Source organism: Phenylobacterium sp. Root700, from assembly GCF_001429025.1.
Taxonomy (GTDB): domain Bacteria; phylum Pseudomonadota; class Alphaproteobacteria; order Caulobacterales; family Caulobacteraceae; genus Phenylobacterium.
In genome coordinates this window covers 109,569-127,281 of sequence record NZ_LMHT01000007.1, presented here as the reverse complement: position 1 = coordinate 127,281, position 17,713 = coordinate 109,569, and the positions used below count along the sequence as shown (strand labels likewise).

24 protein-coding genes are annotated in these 17,713 nt (G+C 67.6%); 10 read left to right on the top strand and 14 right to left on the bottom strand.

Annotation, left to right across the window (positions count from 1 at the left end):
* Window positions 1-49 precede the first annotated feature (49 nt).
* On the top strand, window positions 50-508 hold the full coding sequence (locus ASE02_RS02920; protein WP_056730980.1) for a tRNA (cytidine(34)-2'-O)-methyltransferase: 459 nt from the start codon (window positions 50-52) through the stop codon (window positions 506-508).
* On the top strand, window positions 505-1,383 hold the full coding sequence (gene hemF / locus ASE02_RS02915) for an oxygen-dependent coproporphyrinogen oxidase (RefSeq protein ID WP_056730978.1): 879 nt from the start codon (window positions 505-507) through the stop codon (window positions 1,381-1,383). Before ASE02_RS02920 ends, hemF begins: the two co-directional genes overlap by 4 nt.
* Before the next feature lie 11 nt (window positions 1,384-1,394).
* Here the strand turns inward: hemF and ASE02_RS02910 are convergent, their stop codons facing one another.
* The 6 genes from ASE02_RS02910 to ASE02_RS02885 all read right to left on the bottom strand — a co-directional run bounded on the left by ASE02_RS02910 (window position 1,395) and on the right by ASE02_RS02885 (window position 5,394).
* A complete protein-coding gene (locus ASE02_RS02910) occupies window positions 1,395-2,093 on the bottom strand; it encodes a type 1 glutamine amidotransferase (RefSeq protein WP_056730975.1) in 699 nt (232 codons plus the stop codon).
* Between the two features lie 17 nt (window positions 2,094-2,110).
* Window positions 2,111-3,325, bottom strand: a complete 1,215-nt coding sequence (locus ASE02_RS02905) for a CCA tRNA nucleotidyltransferase (protein ID WP_056731254.1) — start codon at window positions 3,323-3,325, stop codon at window positions 2,111-2,113.
* Window positions 3,326-3,351: 26 nt separating this feature from the next.
* Window positions 3,352-3,618, bottom strand: a complete 267-nt coding sequence (locus ASE02_RS02900) for a hypothetical protein (protein ID WP_056730973.1) — start codon at window positions 3,616-3,618, stop codon at window positions 3,352-3,354.
* A 1-nt stretch (window position 3,619) separates the two neighbouring features.
* A complete protein-coding gene (locus tag ASE02_RS02895) occupies window positions 3,620-4,261 on the bottom strand; it encodes a CoA pyrophosphatase (protein ID WP_056730971.1) in 642 nt (213 codons plus the stop codon).
* Window positions 4,258-4,836, bottom strand: coding sequence for a DUF1285 domain-containing protein (locus ASE02_RS02890; protein WP_056730970.1), 579 nt, complete (start codon window positions 4,834-4,836; stop codon window positions 4,258-4,260). The genes ASE02_RS02895 and ASE02_RS02890 overlap by 4 nt, the downstream gene beginning before the upstream one ends.
* Window positions 4,837-4,908: 72 nt before the next feature.
* Window positions 4,909-5,394, bottom strand: a complete 486-nt coding sequence (locus ASE02_RS02885) for a GNAT family N-acetyltransferase (protein WP_056730968.1) — start codon at window positions 5,392-5,394, stop codon at window positions 4,909-4,911.
* Between the two features lie 259 nt (window positions 5,395-5,653).
* Between ASE02_RS02885 and ASE02_RS02880 the strand changes: the two genes are divergently transcribed.
* From ASE02_RS02880 to ASE02_RS02870, 3 genes are read left to right on the top strand one after another with little or no spacing between them, the layout of a single operon-like run.
* Window positions 5,654-6,547: a DsbA family protein gene (locus ASE02_RS02880; RefSeq protein ID WP_056730966.1), complete on the top strand. Its 894-nt coding sequence runs from the start codon at window positions 5,654-5,656 to the stop codon at window positions 6,545-6,547.
* Window positions 6,548-6,596: 49 nt separating this feature from the next.
* Window positions 6,597-7,859: an MFS transporter gene (locus tag ASE02_RS02875; RefSeq protein WP_056730965.1), complete on the top strand. Its 1,263-nt coding sequence runs from the start codon at window positions 6,597-6,599 to the stop codon at window positions 7,857-7,859.
* Window positions 7,860-7,891: 32 nt separating this feature from the next.
* Window positions 7,892-8,830 carry an SDR family NAD(P)-dependent oxidoreductase gene (locus ASE02_RS02870; RefSeq protein WP_056730963.1) on the top strand — a complete coding sequence of 313 codons (939 nt, stop codon included), beginning with the start codon at window positions 7,892-7,894 and terminating at the stop codon, window positions 8,828-8,830.
* A 71-nt stretch (window positions 8,831-8,901) separates the two neighbouring features.
* On the opposite strand, the gene ASE02_RS02865 is transcribed toward ASE02_RS02870, so the two are convergent.
* Entirely contained in the window at window positions 8,902-9,504 is a 603-nt protein-coding gene (locus ASE02_RS02865; RefSeq protein WP_056730961.1) for a GNAT family N-acetyltransferase, read from the bottom strand.
* A 70-nt stretch (window positions 9,505-9,574) separates the two neighbouring features.
* Here ASE02_RS02865 and ASE02_RS02860 point away from each other — a divergent pair, with 70 nt between their 5' ends.
* The gene (locus tag ASE02_RS02860) at window positions 9,575-9,973 is read left to right on the top strand and encodes a hypothetical protein (protein ID WP_056730958.1); all 399 of its coding nucleotides are present in this window, start codon (window positions 9,575-9,577) and stop codon (window positions 9,971-9,973) included.
* A gap of 28 nt (window positions 9,974-10,001) precedes the next feature.
* On the opposite strand, the gene ASE02_RS02855 is transcribed toward ASE02_RS02860, so the two are convergent.
* Together ASE02_RS02855 and ASE02_RS02850 are read right to left on the bottom strand one after the other, a co-directional pair.
* A complete protein-coding gene (locus ASE02_RS02855) occupies window positions 10,002-10,481 on the bottom strand; it encodes a hypothetical protein (protein ID WP_056730956.1) in 480 nt (159 codons plus the stop codon).
* A gap of 86 nt (window positions 10,482-10,567) precedes the next feature.
* Window positions 10,568-11,002 carry a tautomerase family protein gene (locus ASE02_RS02850; protein WP_056730954.1) on the bottom strand — a complete coding sequence of 145 codons (435 nt, stop codon included), beginning with the start codon at window positions 11,000-11,002 and terminating at the stop codon, window positions 10,568-10,570.
* A gap of 94 nt (window positions 11,003-11,096) precedes the next feature.
* Between ASE02_RS02850 and ASE02_RS02845 the strand changes: the two genes are divergently transcribed.
* Together ASE02_RS02845 and ASE02_RS02840 are read left to right on the top strand one after the other, a co-directional pair.
* Window positions 11,097-11,648, top strand: coding sequence for a TetR/AcrR family transcriptional regulator (locus ASE02_RS02845; RefSeq protein ID WP_056730952.1), 552 nt, complete (start codon window positions 11,097-11,099; stop codon window positions 11,646-11,648).
* Window positions 11,649-11,755: 107 nt separating this feature from the next.
* Window positions 11,756-12,106, top strand: a complete 351-nt coding sequence (locus tag ASE02_RS02840; protein ID WP_056730950.1) for a DUF3147 family protein — start codon at window positions 11,756-11,758, stop codon at window positions 12,104-12,106.
* Here the strand turns inward: ASE02_RS02840 and ASE02_RS02835 are convergent.
* Window positions 12,103-12,609, bottom strand: a complete 507-nt coding sequence (locus ASE02_RS02835) for a GNAT family N-acetyltransferase (RefSeq protein WP_056730949.1) — start codon at window positions 12,607-12,609, stop codon at window positions 12,103-12,105. The genes ASE02_RS02840 and ASE02_RS02835 overlap by 4 nt on opposite strands.
* Between ASE02_RS02835 and ASE02_RS02830 the strand changes: the two genes are divergently transcribed.
* A complete protein-coding gene (locus tag ASE02_RS02830) occupies window positions 12,608-12,952 on the top strand; it encodes a TfoX/Sxy family protein (RefSeq protein ID WP_056730947.1) in 345 nt (114 codons plus the stop codon). The genes ASE02_RS02835 and ASE02_RS02830 overlap by 2 nt on opposite strands.
* Before the next feature lie 24 nt (window positions 12,953-12,976).
* Here ASE02_RS02830 and ASE02_RS02825 read toward each other — a convergent pair whose 3' ends face one another.
* The 3 genes from ASE02_RS02825 to ASE02_RS02815 are packed head-to-tail and all read right to left on the bottom strand — an operon-like array spanning window position 12,977 to window position 15,821.
* Window positions 12,977-13,936, bottom strand: a complete 960-nt coding sequence (locus ASE02_RS02825; RefSeq protein WP_056730946.1) for an oxidoreductase — start codon at window positions 13,934-13,936, stop codon at window positions 12,977-12,979.
* A gap of 5 nt (window positions 13,937-13,941) precedes the next feature.
* Window positions 13,942-14,721 (bottom strand): enoyl-CoA hydratase-related protein, encoded by a 780-nt coding sequence (locus ASE02_RS02820; RefSeq protein WP_056730943.1) that lies wholly within the window; start codon window positions 14,719-14,721, stop codon window positions 13,942-13,944.
* 32 nt (window positions 14,722-14,753) lie between these two features.
* Window positions 14,754-15,821, bottom strand: a complete 1,068-nt coding sequence (locus ASE02_RS02815; protein WP_056730941.1) for an MBL fold metallo-hydrolase — start codon at window positions 15,819-15,821, stop codon at window positions 14,754-14,756.
* Window positions 15,822-15,996: 175 nt separating this feature from the next.
* Here ASE02_RS02815 and ASE02_RS02810 point away from each other — a divergent pair, with 175 nt between their 5' ends.
* Window positions 15,997-17,316, top strand: coding sequence for a hypothetical protein (locus ASE02_RS02810; protein ID WP_056730939.1), 1,320 nt, complete (start codon window positions 15,997-15,999; stop codon window positions 17,314-17,316).
* Between the two features lie 153 nt (window positions 17,317-17,469).
* On the opposite strand, the gene ASE02_RS23130 is transcribed toward ASE02_RS02810, so the two are convergent.
* Window positions 17,470-17,601, bottom strand: a complete 132-nt coding sequence (locus ASE02_RS23130; RefSeq protein WP_255354013.1) for a hypothetical protein — start codon at window positions 17,599-17,601, stop codon at window positions 17,470-17,472.
* Between the last annotated feature and the right edge of the window lie 112 nt (window positions 17,602-17,713).

The following is a 17,713-nucleotide window of genomic DNA, read 5'->3' as shown; positions in this document are numbered from 1 at the left end:
CCGCGATTCGCCCCGAGCCCCGGCTAATCCCGTGGCTGGACCGCTTAGAATGCTGCTCGCGCTTTTTCAACCGGACATTCCGCAAAACCTTGGCGCGGCTCTTCGCCTCGGGGCCTGTATGGGGGTCTCAGTGCACGTAATTGAGCCCTGCGGATTCCCCCTCTCGGACAAGGCTATCCGGCGCGCAGCAATGGATTACGGCGAACCGGCCGACGTTACGCGCCACCCTGGCTGGGCCGAATTTCACGCCAGCCGGCAAGGACGAATTGTATTGTTCAGCACCAAGGGCGCGACGCCTTTGCACGACTTCAGTTTCCGCTCAGATGACATATTGCTGTTCGGCCGAGAGAGCGTCGGCGTCCCTGACGAGGTCCACGAGGCCTCCGACGCCCGCGTTTTCATTCCGCTGACGGCGGGCCGACGCTCGCTGAACGTGACGGTTTCGGCCGCGATCGGGCTCTCCGAGGCGTTGCGTCAGACGGGGCAATTTCCTAAGGCAGCCGCATGACGACCCTGCCTCCCGAAATCCAAGCGCGCCGCGCGCGCACCCAGGAATGGTTCGAAGCCCTGCAGCTGCGCATTATCGCGGCGCTGGAGCTGCTCGAGGACGAGGCGCCCGCCGGCCTCTATCCCGAACCCGCCGGCCGGTTCGACATGCGTCCCTGGACGCGTGAGACCGGGGTCGGCGGCGGCATTGGCGGCCACTTCAAGGGCCGGTTGTTCGAAAAGGCCGCGGTCCACACCTCGGCGGCGACCAGCCGGTTCGCCCCGGCGATGGCCGCCGAGATGCCCGGCGCGGACCAGGACCCCTCCTATGTCTCGGCCAGCATCAGCCTGATCGTCCATCCGCGCTCGCCGCGCGTGCCGACCGTGCACATGAACACCCGCTTCCTCTCGACGGCGGTGAGCTGGTTTGGTGGCGGCGCCGACCTGACCCCCATGGTCGACGAGCAGCGCAGCCAGGAGGCCGACGACGCCATCCTGTTCCACGCCGCGATGAAGGCCGCCTGCGACGCCTTTGACCCCGATTGGCACGAAAAATACCGCGCCTGGTGCGACGAGTATTTCTTCCTGCCGCACCGCAACGAGACGCGCGGCGTCGGCGGGATCTTCTACGACCGGCATGACTCGGGCGATTTCGAGAAGGACTTCGCCTTCACCCGCGCCGTGGGCGAAGCGTTCCTTGAGGTCTACCCGAAGATCGTCCGCCATCGGATGAGCGAGCCTTGGACCGAGCAGGATCGCCAGGAACAGCTGGTCCGCCGCGGCCGCTACGTCGAATTCAACCTGCTCTACGACCGCGGGACGATGTTCGGCCTGAAGGCCGGCGGCAACATCGAAACGATCTTGTCGTCCATGCCGCCGTTGGTGAGCTGGCTCTAGGTCAGCGCCCGCTAGGCGCTTTCCAGGAACCGCTGGAGCCAGGCGCCGACCCGCAGGCGGTCGTCGGGCTGCTCGTAGCTCATGACCGCCTTGTCGGCCTGCTCGTCGGTGTAGCGCGAGCCGCGACGGTTCTCGATCAGGGCCCTGGCGTAGGCCGGATCGAACTCCGGGTGCAGTTGCAGCGAGATCGCCCGCGCTGGGCCGTAGTCCAGCATGCCCATCGGGCAGAAGTCGTTGCCGCCGATCACGCTGGCGCCGGGCGGCGCCTCGACCACCTGATCCTGGTGCGAGGCCGGAACCGCCACCGGTTCGCCTGAGTCCATCCAGGCCTGTGGCTGGCCGATTCGGTAACGATGCAGGCCCACGCCCCAGCCCTTGGGAGACTGGATCACCTTGCCGCCGAACGCCTCGGCCATGATCTGGTGGCCGAAACACACCCCGACCAGCGGGACCTGCCCCTTCGCGCCGCGCAGAAAGTCCTTCAGCGGGTCGATCCAGGGCAGCGGGTCATAGACGCCGGCCGAGGAGCCGGTGACCACATAGGCCGCGCAGGCGTCCACCGAGGTCGGCAGCCCGCCGCCCGCGACGTCGAAGGTGGCGTAGTCATAGGCGCTCTCGCCCAACAGCCTGCGGAACATCGACGGATAGTCGCCGAACCGCTCCTTGACGCCCTCCGGCGGCTCGCCGGTCTCCAGGATGCCGAGTTTCATGCGTCCCTTGCTCGCGCTCAATAGGCCATCCCCTGCGCCACGGCCTTCAGCTTCTCGATGGCCGAGAACTTGTCGTCGATGAAGTCGTGGTCGATCCACCAGGCCTCGACCTCGCGCAGCACCTGGCCGACCATCGGCCCCTTGGGCACGCCCGAATTGATCACGTCCTCGCCGGTCAGCGGGAACGGCGGCGGGGTCCAGCTTTCGGCCAGGGCCAGCAGTCCGCGCCACTGGTGGGTGGCGCCCGTGCGGCCGGCGTTGGCCCAGGCCAGCTTGATGCGGTCGGAGAAGGTCCCGACGCCGATCTGGTAGACCGCCCGGCGGCTTTCGCGCGGGCTCATCCAGGAGGTGATGCGCGGCGTCTTGCCCATCGCCTGGATCAGCCGCTCCTTCTGGTCATTGGAGAGCCGCAGGGCTTCGGCCGCCTTGCCGGCGCCGATCTGATCGCCCGGGATCAGGGTCGCCAGCCGCAGCAGCGGATCGTTGGTGAAGAGCTGCTCGGTCTCGACCTCGACCAAGGCGTCGAAGGCCGCCAGATCCTGGGCGGCCGGCAGCAGCTGCGAGAGCACGCCTGTCTCCCCCATCAGGGCGACGGCGGGGCGCGGATCATCGGCGCCGAGCAGCTTCAGGAGCTCCTTGGCCACTCGCTCGGCCGCCAGGTTCTTCAGCAAGTCCTTGCCGGCCGCGCAGGCGGCCAGCGCCGCGGCGTCCGGCTCGCCCTTGCCGTACCAGGCCAGGAACCGGAAGAACCGCAGGATCCGCAGCGAGTCCTCCTCGATCCGCGTGGCCGCGTCGCCGACGAAGACGATTTTGCCCGCCTTGGCGTCGGCCACGCCTACGCCGGTCGGGTCGAAGAGCGCGCCTTCCCGGTCGGCGTAGACCGCGTTCAGGGTGAAGTCCCGACGCTGGGCGTCCTCGCTCCAGTCCTGCGTGAACGCCACCACCGCCCGGCGCCCGTCGGTGGCGACGTCGCGGCGCAAGGTCGTGATTTCGAAGGGCTTTCCAGCCGCGATGGCGGTGATCGTCCCATGCTCGACGCCGGTCGGAACGGCCTTCAGGCCGGCGGCGGCCAACGCCTGCGTCACCTGGTCAGGCGTCAGGGTGGTGGCGATGTCGAGGTCGTCGACCGGCGCGCCGAGGATGGCGTTGCGCACGCAGCCGCCGACGAACCGGGCGCACCCTACCCCGCCCTTGGCCTCCAGCGCGTCGAACACCGGGGCTGCGGTCGTCATCCAGGGCTTATGGCCGATGCTGTCCGTCACGGGGCGGGCGCCTTCTTGTCAAAATGGCCGGGCGAGACACGCCCGCCCGAGGTCACTTCCGCGGGCACATAGGTCTCCCCGCGGTTGTCGACATGGAACAGGGCCGTCGCCATCAGCGAAAGCCCGAACAGCAGCCCGGCGGCCGCGACCAGCCAGACCCAGGGCGTCGCCCCCATCGGCCTTCCAGTCCTGTGCGCGACCTCACGCCAGATGAACCAGGCGATGAAGGGGACCGTGATCAGCAGGAGACGAAAAATCAGCACCTCAGGCCACCGCCGCGCCGTAGAGCCGCTCATAGAGCGCCCGCAACATTCCCGCCGTCGCGCCCCAGATGAACCGGTCCTCGTGGGTCATGGCGTAGAATCGCCGGGTCTCGCCCTGCGGCCCCAGGCGTTCGTGCTGTTCGTGGTTGGCGGGGTCCATCAGGAACCCGAACGGCGTCTCGAAGATATCGGCCACCTCGGCCGGGTTGGGCTCCAGCGAGAACCCCGCCTGGATGAACCCCACCACCGGCGTCACCAAGAACCCGGTGCCGGTGCGATAGGGCGAGGACAGGCCAGCCAGCGAGACGAAGTCGGGCGCGAGCCCCACCTCCTCGTGCGCTTCACGCAGGGCGGTCTGCCAGATGGTCTCGCCAGGATCGCAACGGCCGCCCGGCAGGGCGATCTGGCCGGTATGGCGGCGCAGGGTGTCGGCCCGGCGGGTCAGCAGCACCGAATAGCCGCCCTCCCGTTCAATCAGCCCGACCAGCACGGCGGCCGGCATCAGTTCGACGGGCTCGTTCGGAAAGGCGTTGGGTCCGAGGTCGAAGTCCGACGCGGCCTGGGTGGCGTGATCCCCCTCGAGAGGATCCAGATGCTGCTCGATCCAGGCGCGCAGTTCGCCTGATGGCGCGGTGGGGCTCACAGGCGGTGCGCTCCGGCCGGGCCGACCGGGAACCAGGCCCCGTTGGAGGCGACGCCCAGGCGCGGCCCCTCGGGGGTCTCACGCTCCTGCGCCAACTCGATCAGTTCGTAGAACACCGGCCGCGCGATCAGCGCTTCAAGTCCCCGGCGGACGTGCAGATAGGGGCGCGGCTCACCGGTGGCTTCGTCCATATCGACCCGGATCTCGTTATCGGGTCCGGCCTCGACCTCGTCGCCGACATTGGTCAGGAATTTCAGGGTCTCGCCCTCCCGGTCGACCCGGGTGGCGATGAAGGGCGCGTCCTCAACGGTGATCTTCATCTTCTCCACCGGGGTCACCAGGTGGAAGCCGTCAGGGTCTTTGCGCAACACGGTGGAGAACAGCCGCACCAGCGCCTCGCGGCCGATCGGCGAGCCTTCGTGGAACCACAGGCCGTCCTTGCGGATGACGATGTCGATTTCACCGCAATGGGCGGGATTCCATAGATGCACGGGCGGCAGACCGCGTCCGGGCGCCTGCGCCTTGGCCGCGGCGATGACGCCTTCGAGGCCGGGTCTTCCTGTGGTTGCTCCCATGCGGGAGAAGGTAAGCCCCCGGACGCTCCGCCTCAATGGCGACGCAGGGTCAAGCGGCGCCTTAAGACGCGATTAGGCGGTGACAGGTCCGGCGAGATCGCTCGCGCCTAGCGCCAGGACCCGGCGCTGATCGACCGGGCCGGGCAGACGCACGTCCCTGGCGGCGGCGACCGAATAGCCGAACCGACCGAAATAGGGCTCGTCGCCGACCAGCAGCACCGGATAGCCGGCGGCCTGGGCCGCGGCGCTGGCGCGCTGCACCAGTTCCCCGCCGGTTCCATACTTCCGACCCTCGGCGCGCACGGCCAGGGGACCCAGGAAGATCGCGGGACGACCGCCCACATGGATCGCCCACATACGGACCGATCCCACCAGACGCGGGCCCTCCCAGGCGCAGAACGACATTTCGGGGCGGAACTCGGCGAACTCGCGCACGCGCTCGGAGACCTTGGTGAAACGGCCAGGTCCGAAGGCGTGATCCAGCAGCGCCTCGATGGCGTCTGCGTCGTGGGGCTGTTCGTGGGTGAAGGAGAGGGCCTGTTCGGCGGGAACGATCATGAGCGGCTTTGCGAACGACGGGGACTAAAGGATCCGTCGCCGCGCGTGCAGCGCTGCGGGACGGAGGCTCAGTTGGCGCGGCTGGCGCGCTCGGTTCGTCGTTGGCGTCGCATGGACGTCGTTCCGATCAATTCACTAGAAGGCGCGGCGCATAAGGCCATGACAGGCGCAGGTCAATCTCGCTTTGCGCCGCGGCTTTCGCCTTGCCAAGCCCACCCCTCGGGTCAAGGCTGCCGGCACAGCCGCCGGGAGACCCGCCATGGAACGCATCGAAGTCGTCGAATACACCGACCTGGTCTGCTCCACGGCCTGGGGCGCCGAGCCGCTGCTGCGGCGGCTCGACTGGCGCCACGGCCACCACCTGGCTTGGCGCAAGGTGATGGGCGGGCTGGTCGGCGACGCCGCCACCGGCAAGGACGACTGGGACCGCGTCAGCGCCGCCGAACCCATGCGGGCCTACTGGAAACGTGTCTGGCGGCTGACCGACATGCCCTATCCCAACCCGATGCGGCTGATGCTGCAATCGACCGATCCGGCCGGCGCGGCGGTGAAGGCCGCCGAACTGCAGGGCCAGGACGTCGCCGATGCTGTGCTGCGCCGGTTCCGCGAGCAGGTCTTCATCTTCGGCCTGGGTCCGCAGACCCCCGACGAGTTCGAGGCGGCGACCCAGGGCGTGCCGGGTCTCGATCACGCCCGCTGGCGCGCCGACCAGCAGCGCCCCGAGGTCGCGGCCGCCTATCGCGCCGATTGGGAGGAGACCCGCCGCCCCAACGACTATGTGCGCAACCTCAAGCACGACAGCCCGATGAACGGCGAGCTGAAGCATTCCGAGGGCCACGACCGCTACGCCCTGCCGACCCTGATCTTCAAGGGGCCCGGCGGCGAGCACACCGTGGCCGGCTGGGTTCCCTATGAGGACTATGTCGCGGGCCTTGAGGCCGCCCTGCCCGGCGCCACGGCCGACCCGCGCCCTGATCCGACCCCGGACCAGGCGCTCGCGCGCTGGGGCGTGCTGACCGCCAAGGAGCTGGCGTTCCTCTGCGGCGAAGCGGCCAAGCCGCCGGCCGATGCGGTGGTCCACGACTGGGGCGACGGCCTGGTCTACTTCAGCGCCGCGGAGGCGCAGGCCCGCCGGCTGGCTCTGACGGTCTAGCTTCCGCGCCATTGCTACGCGCGCCCCGGCGCCCCAAGTTGCCGCGCCCATGACCGACGCCTTCCTCCCCGAGCCCGACCAGCCCGTCTCCATCCGCGACCTCCTCAAGCGCACCGACTATGTGAAGTTCTGGACCGCCCGCGTCGCCGCGACCCTGGGCGTCCAGATCCAGAGCGTGGCGCTGGGCTGGCAGATGTACGCCGTGGCCCGCGAAACCATGGATGTGAAGCAGTCGGCCTTCTATGTCGGCATGATCGGGCTGGCGGCCTTCATCCCGGTGCTGCTGCTGTCGCCGTTCGCCGGCGAGACCGCCGATCGGCACGACCGGCGCAAGGTGCTGCTGATCTGCTACGCCGGCGAGATCACCACCGCCGTCGTCCTGGCCGCCGCCGCGATCTTCCACTTCGCCTCGATCCCGCTGCTGCTGGTGCTGTCTGGCCTGTTCGGCGCCAGCCGGGCCTTCATGGGCCCCTCCTCCACGGCGCTTGGACCAATGCTGGTGCCCAAGAGCCTGCTGCCGCGCGCCATCGCCTGGAATTCACTGGCCTGGCAGGGCGGCTCTATCGTCGGGCCGGCGATCGGCGGCCTGCTGCTGACCCACTCGACCGGCCTGTCCTACAGCGTCACCACCTGCCTCTACGTGCTGGCCGCGATCTGCGTGTTCCTGATCAAGGGTAACGCCAAGCCGGTGGCCCAGGCCGGTTCGCGCTGGGCGCTGATCAAGGAAGGGCTGGTCTACACCTGGACCAACAAGATCGTGTTCGGAGCCATCTCGCTCGACATGTTCGCCGTGCTGCTGGGCGGGGCCACCGCCCTGTTGCCGGTGTTCGCCCGCGACGTCCTGCATGTGGGGCCGGAGGGGTTCGGCATCCTGCGCGCCGGCCCGGCGATCGGTGCGACCCTGGTGGCCGTGGTGCTGGCCAGCTACCCGATCCGCCGGCATGCGGGCCTGATCATGTTCGCCGGCGTGGCGGTTTTCGGCGCCGCCACCGTCGTCTTTGGCCTGTCGAAATCCCTGCCGCTGTCGGTGTTCGCCCTGGCCGTGCTGGGCGGCGCGGACATGCTGAGCGTCTATGTCCGCCAGACCCTGATCCAGATCGTCACGCCCGACCAGATGCGCGGCCGGGTGGCGGCGGTGTCGTCGCTGTTCATCGGGGCTTCCAACGAGTTGGGCGAGTTCGAGAGCGGCGTGGTGGCGCGGTTCTTCGGCCCGGTAGGCGCGGCGATCTTCGGCGGTGTCGGCGCGCTGATCGTCACCGGCGCCTGGGCCAAACTGTTTCCCGCCTTGCGCAAGGCTGACCGGCTCGAATAACAAACAAGGTATTCTTTTAGGGAGATAGGTTCATGGGCGCTCTTTCAGGCAAGGTTGTATTGGTTACCGGAGGCGGCAACGGCATTGGCCGTGATTGCGCGCTGATCGCGGCGCAAGAAGGCGCGAAAGTCGTCGTCAACGATCTCGGCGGCAGTCTGGCCGGCGGCGACGAAGGCTCGGCGGGTCCGGCCGAACAGGTCGCCCAGGAAATCCGCGCCGCTGGCGGCGAAGCGGTCTCGAACTCCGACAGCGTCACCGACCTCGACGCCGTCTACGGCATGGTCGAGCAGGCCAAGAAGGAATTCGGCGGTCTGCACGCCGTGATCAATCCGGCCGGCATCCTGCGCGACGTGATGTTCCACAAGATGACCGAAGCCGAATGGGACGCCGTCATCGCCGTCCACATGCGCGGTTCGTTCAACGTGGCCCGCGCGACCATCGAGCTGTTCCGTGAGCAGAACGACGGCGCCTACATGTTCTTCACCTCGACCTCGGGACTGCTGGGCAACATCGGCCAGGCCAATTACGGCGCGGCCAAGATGGGTATCGCCGGCATGTCGCGGATCATCGCCATGGAAGGCGCGCGCAACAACATCCGCTCCAACTGCCTGGCCCCGATCGCCTGGACCCGCATGACCCAGTCGGTGCCGGTGAAGGACGAAGCCGCCGCGGCCCGCCGCGCGGTGATGGCCGAGAAGATCCGCGCCGACCAGCCGGCCCGCCTGTCGGTGGCCCTGGTGACCCCGGCCGCGGCCCACATCTCGGGCCAGATCTTCGGCGCCTCGGGCGAAACGATCACCCTCTACAGCCAGCCCCGTCCGATCGCGACCGAGACCAAGGACTCGGGCTGGAGCGTCGACACCATCCTGTCGGAAGCCATGCCCGCCATGGCCGACAAGTTCTTCCCGCTCTCGCGTCCGGCTCCCGCCAGCCAAGGCGGCGCGGCGGCTGCGCCGGCCACGGCCGGCTAAGACCCGACATCGGTCGGTGACGATCTTGGCGGCGGCGGTCCCTCGGGGCCGCCGCCGTTTTCGTGTCGGCGCTACAGCCGGTGCAGCCGCGTCCACTGGTCGCGGGTCATCTCCCAGTAGATCGAGCGGCGGATCGAGCCGTCGGGTCGGACGCTTTCGCGCTCCCCCTTCCGCTCGAAACCCGCCCCGTCGATGGCGGCGGCCGAGCGCACATTGTCCAGCGCGGCGGTCAGCCCGATCAGCCGCACGCCCAGGATTTCGAACATGAAGGCGGTGGATCGCCCGACGCCGGTCCGGCCCTGGCCGCTGTTCTGCTGATCCGCGCGCCGCGCGCCGGCGATCTCCGCCGACGAGCGGTCCGGCCAGACCGTGAAGCGTGAGTAACCCGCCACCTCGCCGGCCTCGTCCAGCGATACGGTCAGCAGGCATTCGCCCTTCTGGCGCAGCGCCTCGCTCTGCTCGATCCAGCGGCCGACGCTTTCTTCGGTGATCGGCCGGGGCAGGTCGTAGATCGGATCGGAGACCTTAGGGTCGGCCAGCAGTCTCGTTAGGCCGGCCACGTGCTGGGGTCCGGCGACGACGAGGCCCTCGCCGCCCGCCCCGCGCACGGCGGCGCGAATCGCGGCCTCCTCTTCCGGGGTGGCCTGCAGCACCGTCTTGGGTGGCGCGCTCATGGCGTTCTCCTCCGCTACCGCTGGTTGGCCCAGCCTTTGCTCCACTCTAATCGACCTAGGGAGTGTTCGCATGCAAGTCGGCGGTTCCAGCCTCGCCAACAGCCTTTTCTCCGCCGATCCGCTGAGCAAGATCGGCCAGATCGGCAAAACCGACTCGGCAAAACCCTCCGCGGCCGCCGAGGCCGAGCGCAAGGCCGAGGCCGCCAAGTCCAGCCAGCACGCCCTCCTCGACGAGATCCGTGAGAAGGGGATCTACGCCTGGGCTCAGGAACAGAAGCTCGAAAAGCTGCGCGAGAAGGTCCGCGCCGAGGTCATGGCCTCCTCCCCCGACGCCGAACCCTCGGCCATCGAGGACGAGGTCGCCCGCCGCGTGAAGGAGGCCATGGAAGAGGCGCTCAAGACCGAGACCGCCGAAGCCGCCAAGCGCGGCGAACCGGCCAAGCCGATGATCATCGACATCTCGGTCTAGGAAGGCCCTCGCGCCTGGCCCGCCCGCATCAGGGCTGTCGCTTCAGAGTTTCCTTGAGGAGCGCGATCGCGGTGGCGTCCGAGGCTTTCGGACCAGAGATCGAGACCTTCACGAAGTCCTTGCCGCGAACCGCGCCGGCCGCCCAGCCCATGTCGTTGACGACAAAGCCGCGAGTTCCGATGTCGGGTAGCTTGCGGAAGCCGGGCGCGAGGCTCGGGATCTCGGCGTCGTCGGCGCCAACGATCGTCACCATCACATTGCCCTCGCCGTCCTTGGCGGTCCACTGGCAGGCGTAGCCCAGCCCCGCATTGCCACCGGCGTTGAGCGCTTCGCCAGCGTAGGCCTCCAGTTCGCCCGGCTTGAACAGTTTGCAGATCGGATTGTCCGAAGCCGCGCCCTTGGAGTCACCGGTCAGAACACCGGCGACCTTCTGGGCGTCCTTGTTGGCTCCAGAATCACAGGCAGACGCAAGCAAGGCGAAGACGGCGACGACAACGATCTGTTTCATCTTTCTCTCCCTTAGGCTGCACAACCTTGAGGGGCGAGCGAAGCAGAGATCAACTCCGATTTTCGGCGTCCTAAGGCGCGCTGTGCTCAGGCGAGCTCACGCGGTCCGACCGGACTCGGCTTGTTCTCGGCGACCCAGCGCTTCTCGTCATCGGTGTTTGGCAACGGCGGGCGATGCCCCTCGATCGACCAGAGTTCGTACGAGGTCTCGTCGATGTGGAACTCCCAGGAGAACCCACGCTCGCCGATATAGGGGGCCAGCGCCGCGTCGCACTGGCCGATCCACCAGGTCCGCGCCTCGGCGGTCGGCAGGGTGCGGGCGATGTGGTCCACCCAGATGCGCACGAAATTGTCCGCCGGCTCGCCACCCACATAGAACGAGTCCGCGGCGACCTCCTGGAACACCACGCCCACATAGAACTTCGGCAGGCGGGCGTAGAGCCCGGTGATCGCCTCCGACAGGCCCTTCTTCTGCTCGGCGCTGAACGCCCCGACCGGATGATAGATTTTCCAAAGCGGCATCGAACGGCTCCTTGAACGGCGGCTACAGCGCCGCCTTGACTTCAACAATGATGATAATCATCATTGAGTCCGACAGATCGTCAAGAGGCAAGCCATGAAGATCACCAAGACGCAGGCTGGCGAGAACCGCGAACGGATCGTCGGCGCGGCCTCCAGCCTCTTTCGCGAACGCGGCTTCGACGGGGTCAGCGTCGGGGACCTGACCAAGGCGGCGGGCTTCACCCACGGCGGTTTCTACAATCACTTCAAGTCCAAGGAGGCGTTGGCCGCCGAGGCGTTAGGCAGCGCCTTTGCGACCATGGCCGGCCACCGCGAACGCGCCCGCGACCTGCCCGAAATGCTCACCCATTATCTCTCGCAGGCAGCGCGCGAGGCTCCGGGCAAGAGCTGCCCCGCCGCAGCCCTGGGCGGCGATGTCGCCCGACAATCGAGCGACGTGAAGAGCGTCTTCGCCGCCGGGGTCGAACAGATGATCGTCTCGGTCGAGGCGCGCCTGCCGCCTGGTCCTGATCGTCGCGAGCAGGCGCTCAGCGTCGTCACCCGCATGGTCGGCGCCCTGATGCTGGCCCGCGCAGTCCCTGACGGCGCCTTGGCCGACGAACTCTTGGACACCAACCTGCGCCTGGCGATCTCGGACCTGGCCTAGCCCGCCGCGCAGGCCGTGAGCCTATCCCTCATGACCGGCCTTTATCCTCTCGGCCACCCGGCGTATCACGCGGCAAGTTCGCGGCGATTGAGCCTGGGGGATTCTGGTTGGCCTATCTGATCATCAAGGCGTTGCTGTCGGGCGCGATCATCGCGGCGGTCTCCGAGATCGCCAAGCGCAACCCGGGTTTCGGAGCCTTGGTGGCGTCCCTGCCGCTGGTTTCGATCCTCGGCATGATCTGGCTGTGGCGCGACACGGGCGATGCTCAACGCATGGCCGCCCACGCCGAGGCGACCTTCTGGTTCGTGCTGCCGTCGCTGCCGATGTTCCTGCTGATCCCGGCCCTGCTGCGGCGCGGGACGCCATTCTGGGCGGCGCTGGCCATGGGCTGCGCCATGACCATCGGGCTCTACTTCGCCATGACCTGGATCGGGCCGAAGTTCGGGCTGAAGCTCTAGCCGGCCGCCAGGGCCTTCAGGGGCTCGCCGCTCATTCGCCGTGTAATCCACTCGTTCATCGCGTCCGCGCCCAGCGAGTCGTAGAAGGCGATGGAGGGCGCGTTCCAATCCAGTACGGACCACTCAAGGCGCGCCAGGCCCTGGGCCACGCAGCGCTTCGCCAGCGCCCGCAGCAAGGCCTTGCCCGCCCCCAGCCCACGCGCCTGCGGGACCACGAACAGGTCCTCCAGATAGATCCCGTGACGGCCTTTGAAGGTCGAGTAGTTGTAGAACCAGATCGCGAAACCGACCGGCTCGCCGTCCGCCTCGGCGATGTCGCAGAACAGCCGCGGCGTCTCGCAGAACAGGTGTCCGGCCAGATCGGCCTCGCTCGCCTCGACCTCGTCGAGCAGCTTTTCGTACTCGGCCAACGCGCGGATGAAGCCGTAGATCAGCGGGGCGTCGGCGGGCGTCGCGGTCCGCACTTGCACCTCGGCCGCCGCGGCGCTCTTCTCCTGGCCCATGCCCGTCTCTCCCGACTTTCTCGACTATGTGCTCGAACAGCTCTCGCCCCTGGGCGGGATCACCCACCGCCGGATGTTCGGCGGGGTCGGCGTCTCGCGGCATGACCTGTTCTTCGCCCTCATCGCCGACGACGGGCTCTACTTCAAGGCGGACGAGGTCAGCCGCCCCGATTTCGAGGCGGCCGGCTGCGAGCCCTTCAAGCCGTTCGGCGGCGACAAGGCGATGAGCTACTGGAGCGTCCCGCTCGACGCGCTCGAAGACCCGGACGAGATGCGGGTCTGGAGCACCAGGGCCCTGGACGCCGCCTTGCGGGCCAAGGCGCCGAAGAGCCGCAAGCGCTGAGGACCTAAGCCCCGCTCCTCAGGCCTATGAACCCAGCCCTGTGGTCTCTTCCGAGATCGCCCACAGACGCTCGGCGCTCTCCGGGTCGAGGGCGTGCGGCATCACCCCGTGGACCGGGTCTTCCTTGGTCCAGGGGCCGGCCTCACGGCAGTCTTCCAGATAGAGGCCGCCGATCCCTTCCAGCTCGTCGCCGACCGCCGCCCAGACGCTGGTCGAGGCGCCCTGTTCAGTGGTCTTGAAGCCCTCGCGGATATCGCCCTCTTCATTCATCCAGCCCATAGCGACCATCTCCTCCTTGGGAAGGTAGCGCTGCAGCGGGGTCATGATGCCGCCGGGCATGACGGCGTTGGCGGTGACGCCATGTTCCTCGAACCGCGCGGAGTAACCCACGGCGAACAGCGAGTTGGCGGTCTTCGACTGACCATAGGCCTCCCACTTGTCGTAGGCCCGCGTGCGGTAGTGGATGTCGTCCCAGTTGATCCCGCTGCGCCGGTGGCCGATCGAGGAAAGCTGAACGACGCGCGCCAGGCGGTCCTCGTCCGAGGCGTTCATCAGCGCTCGGGTCAGGCCCATGGTCAGGGCGAAGTGGCCGAAATGGTTGGTGCCGATCTGCAGCTCCAGATCCTCGGCGGTGTGCAGCAGCGGCGTGGCCATGACGCCCGCATTGTTGATCAGCACGTCCAGCGGCTGGTCGCCCCAGGCGTCGACGAACGAGCCGACCGAGCCGAAGCTGGCCAGATCCAAGGTCCCGGCCAGCACGCGGTCGGCGCCGATGCTCTGGTTGATCTCGGCGGCGACGCGCTCGCCCGCCACGCGGTCACGGACCGCCAGCATGACGTCGGCTCCGGCTCCGGCCAGGGCTCGGGCTGTCTCCACCCCGATGCCGCTGGCGCCGCCTGTCACGATGATGTTCCAGCCGGCGAGGTCGTGGTTGTTCACGACGATGCGAGCCGGGGTGAAGGCTTCGAAGCGGGACTTGATCATAGGGCTTAGGCGACCTTTCCGAAGTCCGGCGCGCGCTTCTCGGCGAAGGCGGCGAAGGCTTCCTTGGCTTCCGGGGACTTGAGCTGGGCGGCGAAGTGCACGCCCTCTTCGTCCATGCGCGTGGCGATGCCGACTTCGTCGCGCATCAGGGCCTTGGTGATGGTCACAGCGGCGGGCGGACGCGCCGCCACCGCCTCGGCCGCCGCGCGGGCCTTGGCGCGGAGTTGGTCGAGCGGAACCACCTCGTTGGCGATGCCCCATTCCACGGCCTTCTTGGCGTCGACGGCCTCGCCCAGCACGAACATCGAGAAGGCGCGGGTGTGGCCGATACGGCTGGGCAGGGTGATGCTGGAGGCGGCCTCCGGCACCAGGGCCAGGTTGACGAACGGTGTGGTCAGCAGGGCGTTCTCGGCCACATAGACCAGATCGCAATGCAGCAGCATGGTCGTGCCCACGCCCACCGCCCGGCCATTGACGGCGGCGATCAGCGGGGTCTTGGCGCGCGCCAGGGCGGCCAGCAGCGGATTGCCGCCGCGCCGCGCCTCGCTGGCGCTGGATTCACCGGCGTTGACCGCGGCGAAGTCGGCCAGGTCGTTGCCAGCGGTGAACATGTCGCCATTGCCCTGGATCACCACGCAGCGGACGTCCTTGTCGAACGCCGCCTGGTCAATGGCGTCGCCCAGCGTCTGGTACATGGCGCGGGTCAGCGCGTTCTTCTTGTCCGGGCGGTTCATGGTCAGCGTCAGCACGCCGCCGGACTTTTCGATGAGAATATGATCGGACATTAAAAGCGCTCCCTAATGCTTACAGCGTATACCTAGGCCGCCGCCCTGTACCAGACGACGCCGGCTGAATCGGTCTCTTTCACCGCCTCGCCGCGCGCCAACAGGCAATTGAGATGGGCCAGGCTCTCGCCAGTCGCCATGCCCAGAACCCACTCGTCGATCTTGCGCCGGAACAGCACGGGGAAGGCGTCAACGGCCCGCTTGGGCTCGACCAACAGCGCGCGCAGACGGGTCAGGCCCCGCTCGTGGCCGCCGATCAAGTGGTCGATCCGGGCGTGCAGGCCGTGGAACGGCGCGTTGTGAGCCGGCAGCACCAGCACGTCGTCAGGCACCCGCCCCTTGATCGCCTCCAGCGTGGTCAGCCACTCGGTCAGCGGATCGCCGTCCGGCTCGGTCGGAAACACCGAGACGTTCGAGGAGATCTTCGGCAGCACCTGATCGCCGGAGATGAACAGCTTCAGTTCCGGGCACCACAGGCAGGCATGCTCCGGCGAATGGCCCGAGCCGACCACGACCTGCCAGGTCCGGCCGCCGATCTCGATCTGGTCGCCGTCGTTCAGGCGGCGGAAGCTGTCGGGCAAGGCGTGCAGGCCGCGTCCGAAACCGCCGAACTTGGCGCGGTAATTCTCCAGCGCCTCCTCGTCCCAGCCGGCGGCGCGGTAAAAGTTCAAGGCGTCGGCCGGCGCCTCGCGGCCCGTGTCGGCGGCCAGCGAGCGGCACATCAGGAATTCCAGGCGGGTGATCCACAGCCGGCACTGGAACTTCCGGGTCAGCCAACCGGCCATGCCGATATGGTCGGGGTGCATGTGAGTCACGAAGACCCGCGTCACCGGGCGGTTGCCGAGTGATTCGGCGAAGGCCTTGCGCCAGGCCTGTTGAGTGTCGGGGCCGCCCATGCCGGTGTCGACGATCGCCCAGCCGCCCTCTTCCTCGATCGCCCAGACATTGATGAAGGCCAGCGAGCCGCCCAGCGGCATCCGCAGCCATTTGACCCCAGGGGCGATATCGATCGCTTGGCCGGTTTCAGGTCCGTGTTCAAAGGGATAGCTCAGCTTGGGTCGCGGGGCCTGTTCGTAGGCCTCTTCAAATCCGTCGCGCAAAACCCGTCTCCTCGTAATCGTCGGGCGCCATTTTCCGACGCGCCGGGGGCGGGCGCAAACCCTCAATGCACGCAACCAGCGCCTTGGTTCAGACGCTGTTCACGACGAACTTGACCCATAGAGCCGTCGGAGGCTTATGTCCGCCCTTAGGGAACCACCCAGGAGATTTAAACCCATGAGGCCATTCATCACCGGGCTGGCCGCCACCTTGGCCTTGCTGGCCCTGGCGCCGGCGGCCACCTCCGCGCCCAAGAAGGTCGAGGAGATTACGGAAAAGGCGCGTACCCAGGGGATGGCCGAAGCGCCCGCCTTTGCGAAGGCGGCCGGCATCGCCTGCAACGTCACCGACGCCCGCTTCGTGGGCAAGGTCGAGGACAAGAAGGCCAAGACCGCCACCAGCTACTACGAAATCGATTGCGACCAAGGCGTCGGCTTCGTCCTGTCGGCCGCGTCCGGCGGCGCGACGACGTCGTTCACCTGCATCGAGGCCAACACCCCGCAACCCGACGGCAAGCCGTCGACGCTGGGCTGCAAGCTGCCGGGCAACGCCGATCCGAAATCCGACCTGAAACCGCTGCTCGCGGCCGCCAAGGTCCAGTGCACGCCCGAGCAGGTTCGCGGCGTCGGTCAGAGCGCCACGGCGACCTATATCGAAGTCGCCTGCCAGGGCAGCAGCCAGGGCTACATCATCAAGTCCAGCGCCCCGATGGACGCCGCCAAGCCCGTCGAAGCCAGCGACTGCATGCTGTACGACGGCGCCGACAGCAACATTAAGTGCACCCTGCGCGACGCCGCTTCGCGTCTGGCGGTGGTCGACACCCTCGCGGCCTCGGCCAACAACGGCTGCACCGTGAAGGAAAAGAAGTACGTCGGCCAATCGCAGACCGGCTCGGCCTTCTTCGAAGCCGCCTGCACCGACGGCAAGGGCTACATGTACCGTGTCGACGCCGGCAAGCTGGCTCAGACCTACGAGTGCGCCAAGGCCTCGACCGTCATGGGCGGCTGCACCCTGACCGACTCCAAGGAAGCGGTCACCGAGCAGAACGGCCTCTACACGCGTCTGGCCAAGACCGCCGGCTTCAACTGCGAAGTCTCCAAGTACGCTCCGTTCCCCGGCCCGGCCGGCAAGGACATCGTCGAGATGGCCTGCTCCAACCGTCCGGACGGCGGCGTCGGCATCTTCGGCGGCCCGAACGACAAGCCGATCGTCTATGATTGCGCCCGCGCGCCGATCGCCGGCTACCGCTGCTCCTTCACCAAGCCTGAGGCCGGCTACAGCCTGGTCACTGGCGACCTGAAGAAGCTCGGCAAGAACGAGTGCACGGTCTCCAACAGCCGCATCATCGGCAAGACCGCCAAGGGCACGACCTACATGGAAGTGGCCTGCTCGGATGGCCTGAAGGGCTACATCATCGAGTACGGCGCGGACCTGAGCCCGCTGACCACGACCGGCTGCGCCTTCTCGAAGGACTGCAAGCTGCCGGGCAACACCTAAGCGGCACGACCTAGCGAAAACGACGAAGGCCCGGGGGACGACCCCGGGCCTTTTTCGTGGGCGCTGAACGCGACGCCTGAAACAGAAAGCCCCGCAGGCGAACCTGCGGGGCTTTTCTCTTCCGGCTTCAGCCCCTGGAGGCTGAATGCGGCCTTAAGCGTGGGACGAGGTCAGGTGGCCGCTGGTGAAGCCGCGCAGTCGAGCCAGAACCTTGCCCATGAAGGCGTTCACAACCCGATAGGTGGCCAATTGGCCTTCGACGTTCTCAAAATCGGCAAACAGCATGATCGCTTCCTTTCGCTGGAAACAATCTATGTTGCGACGCACAATAATTCAACGCTGCAGTGCAAAAATATCGGCCGATGTTGCAGAAAACCCTCGCCGTAGCGAGGGATCG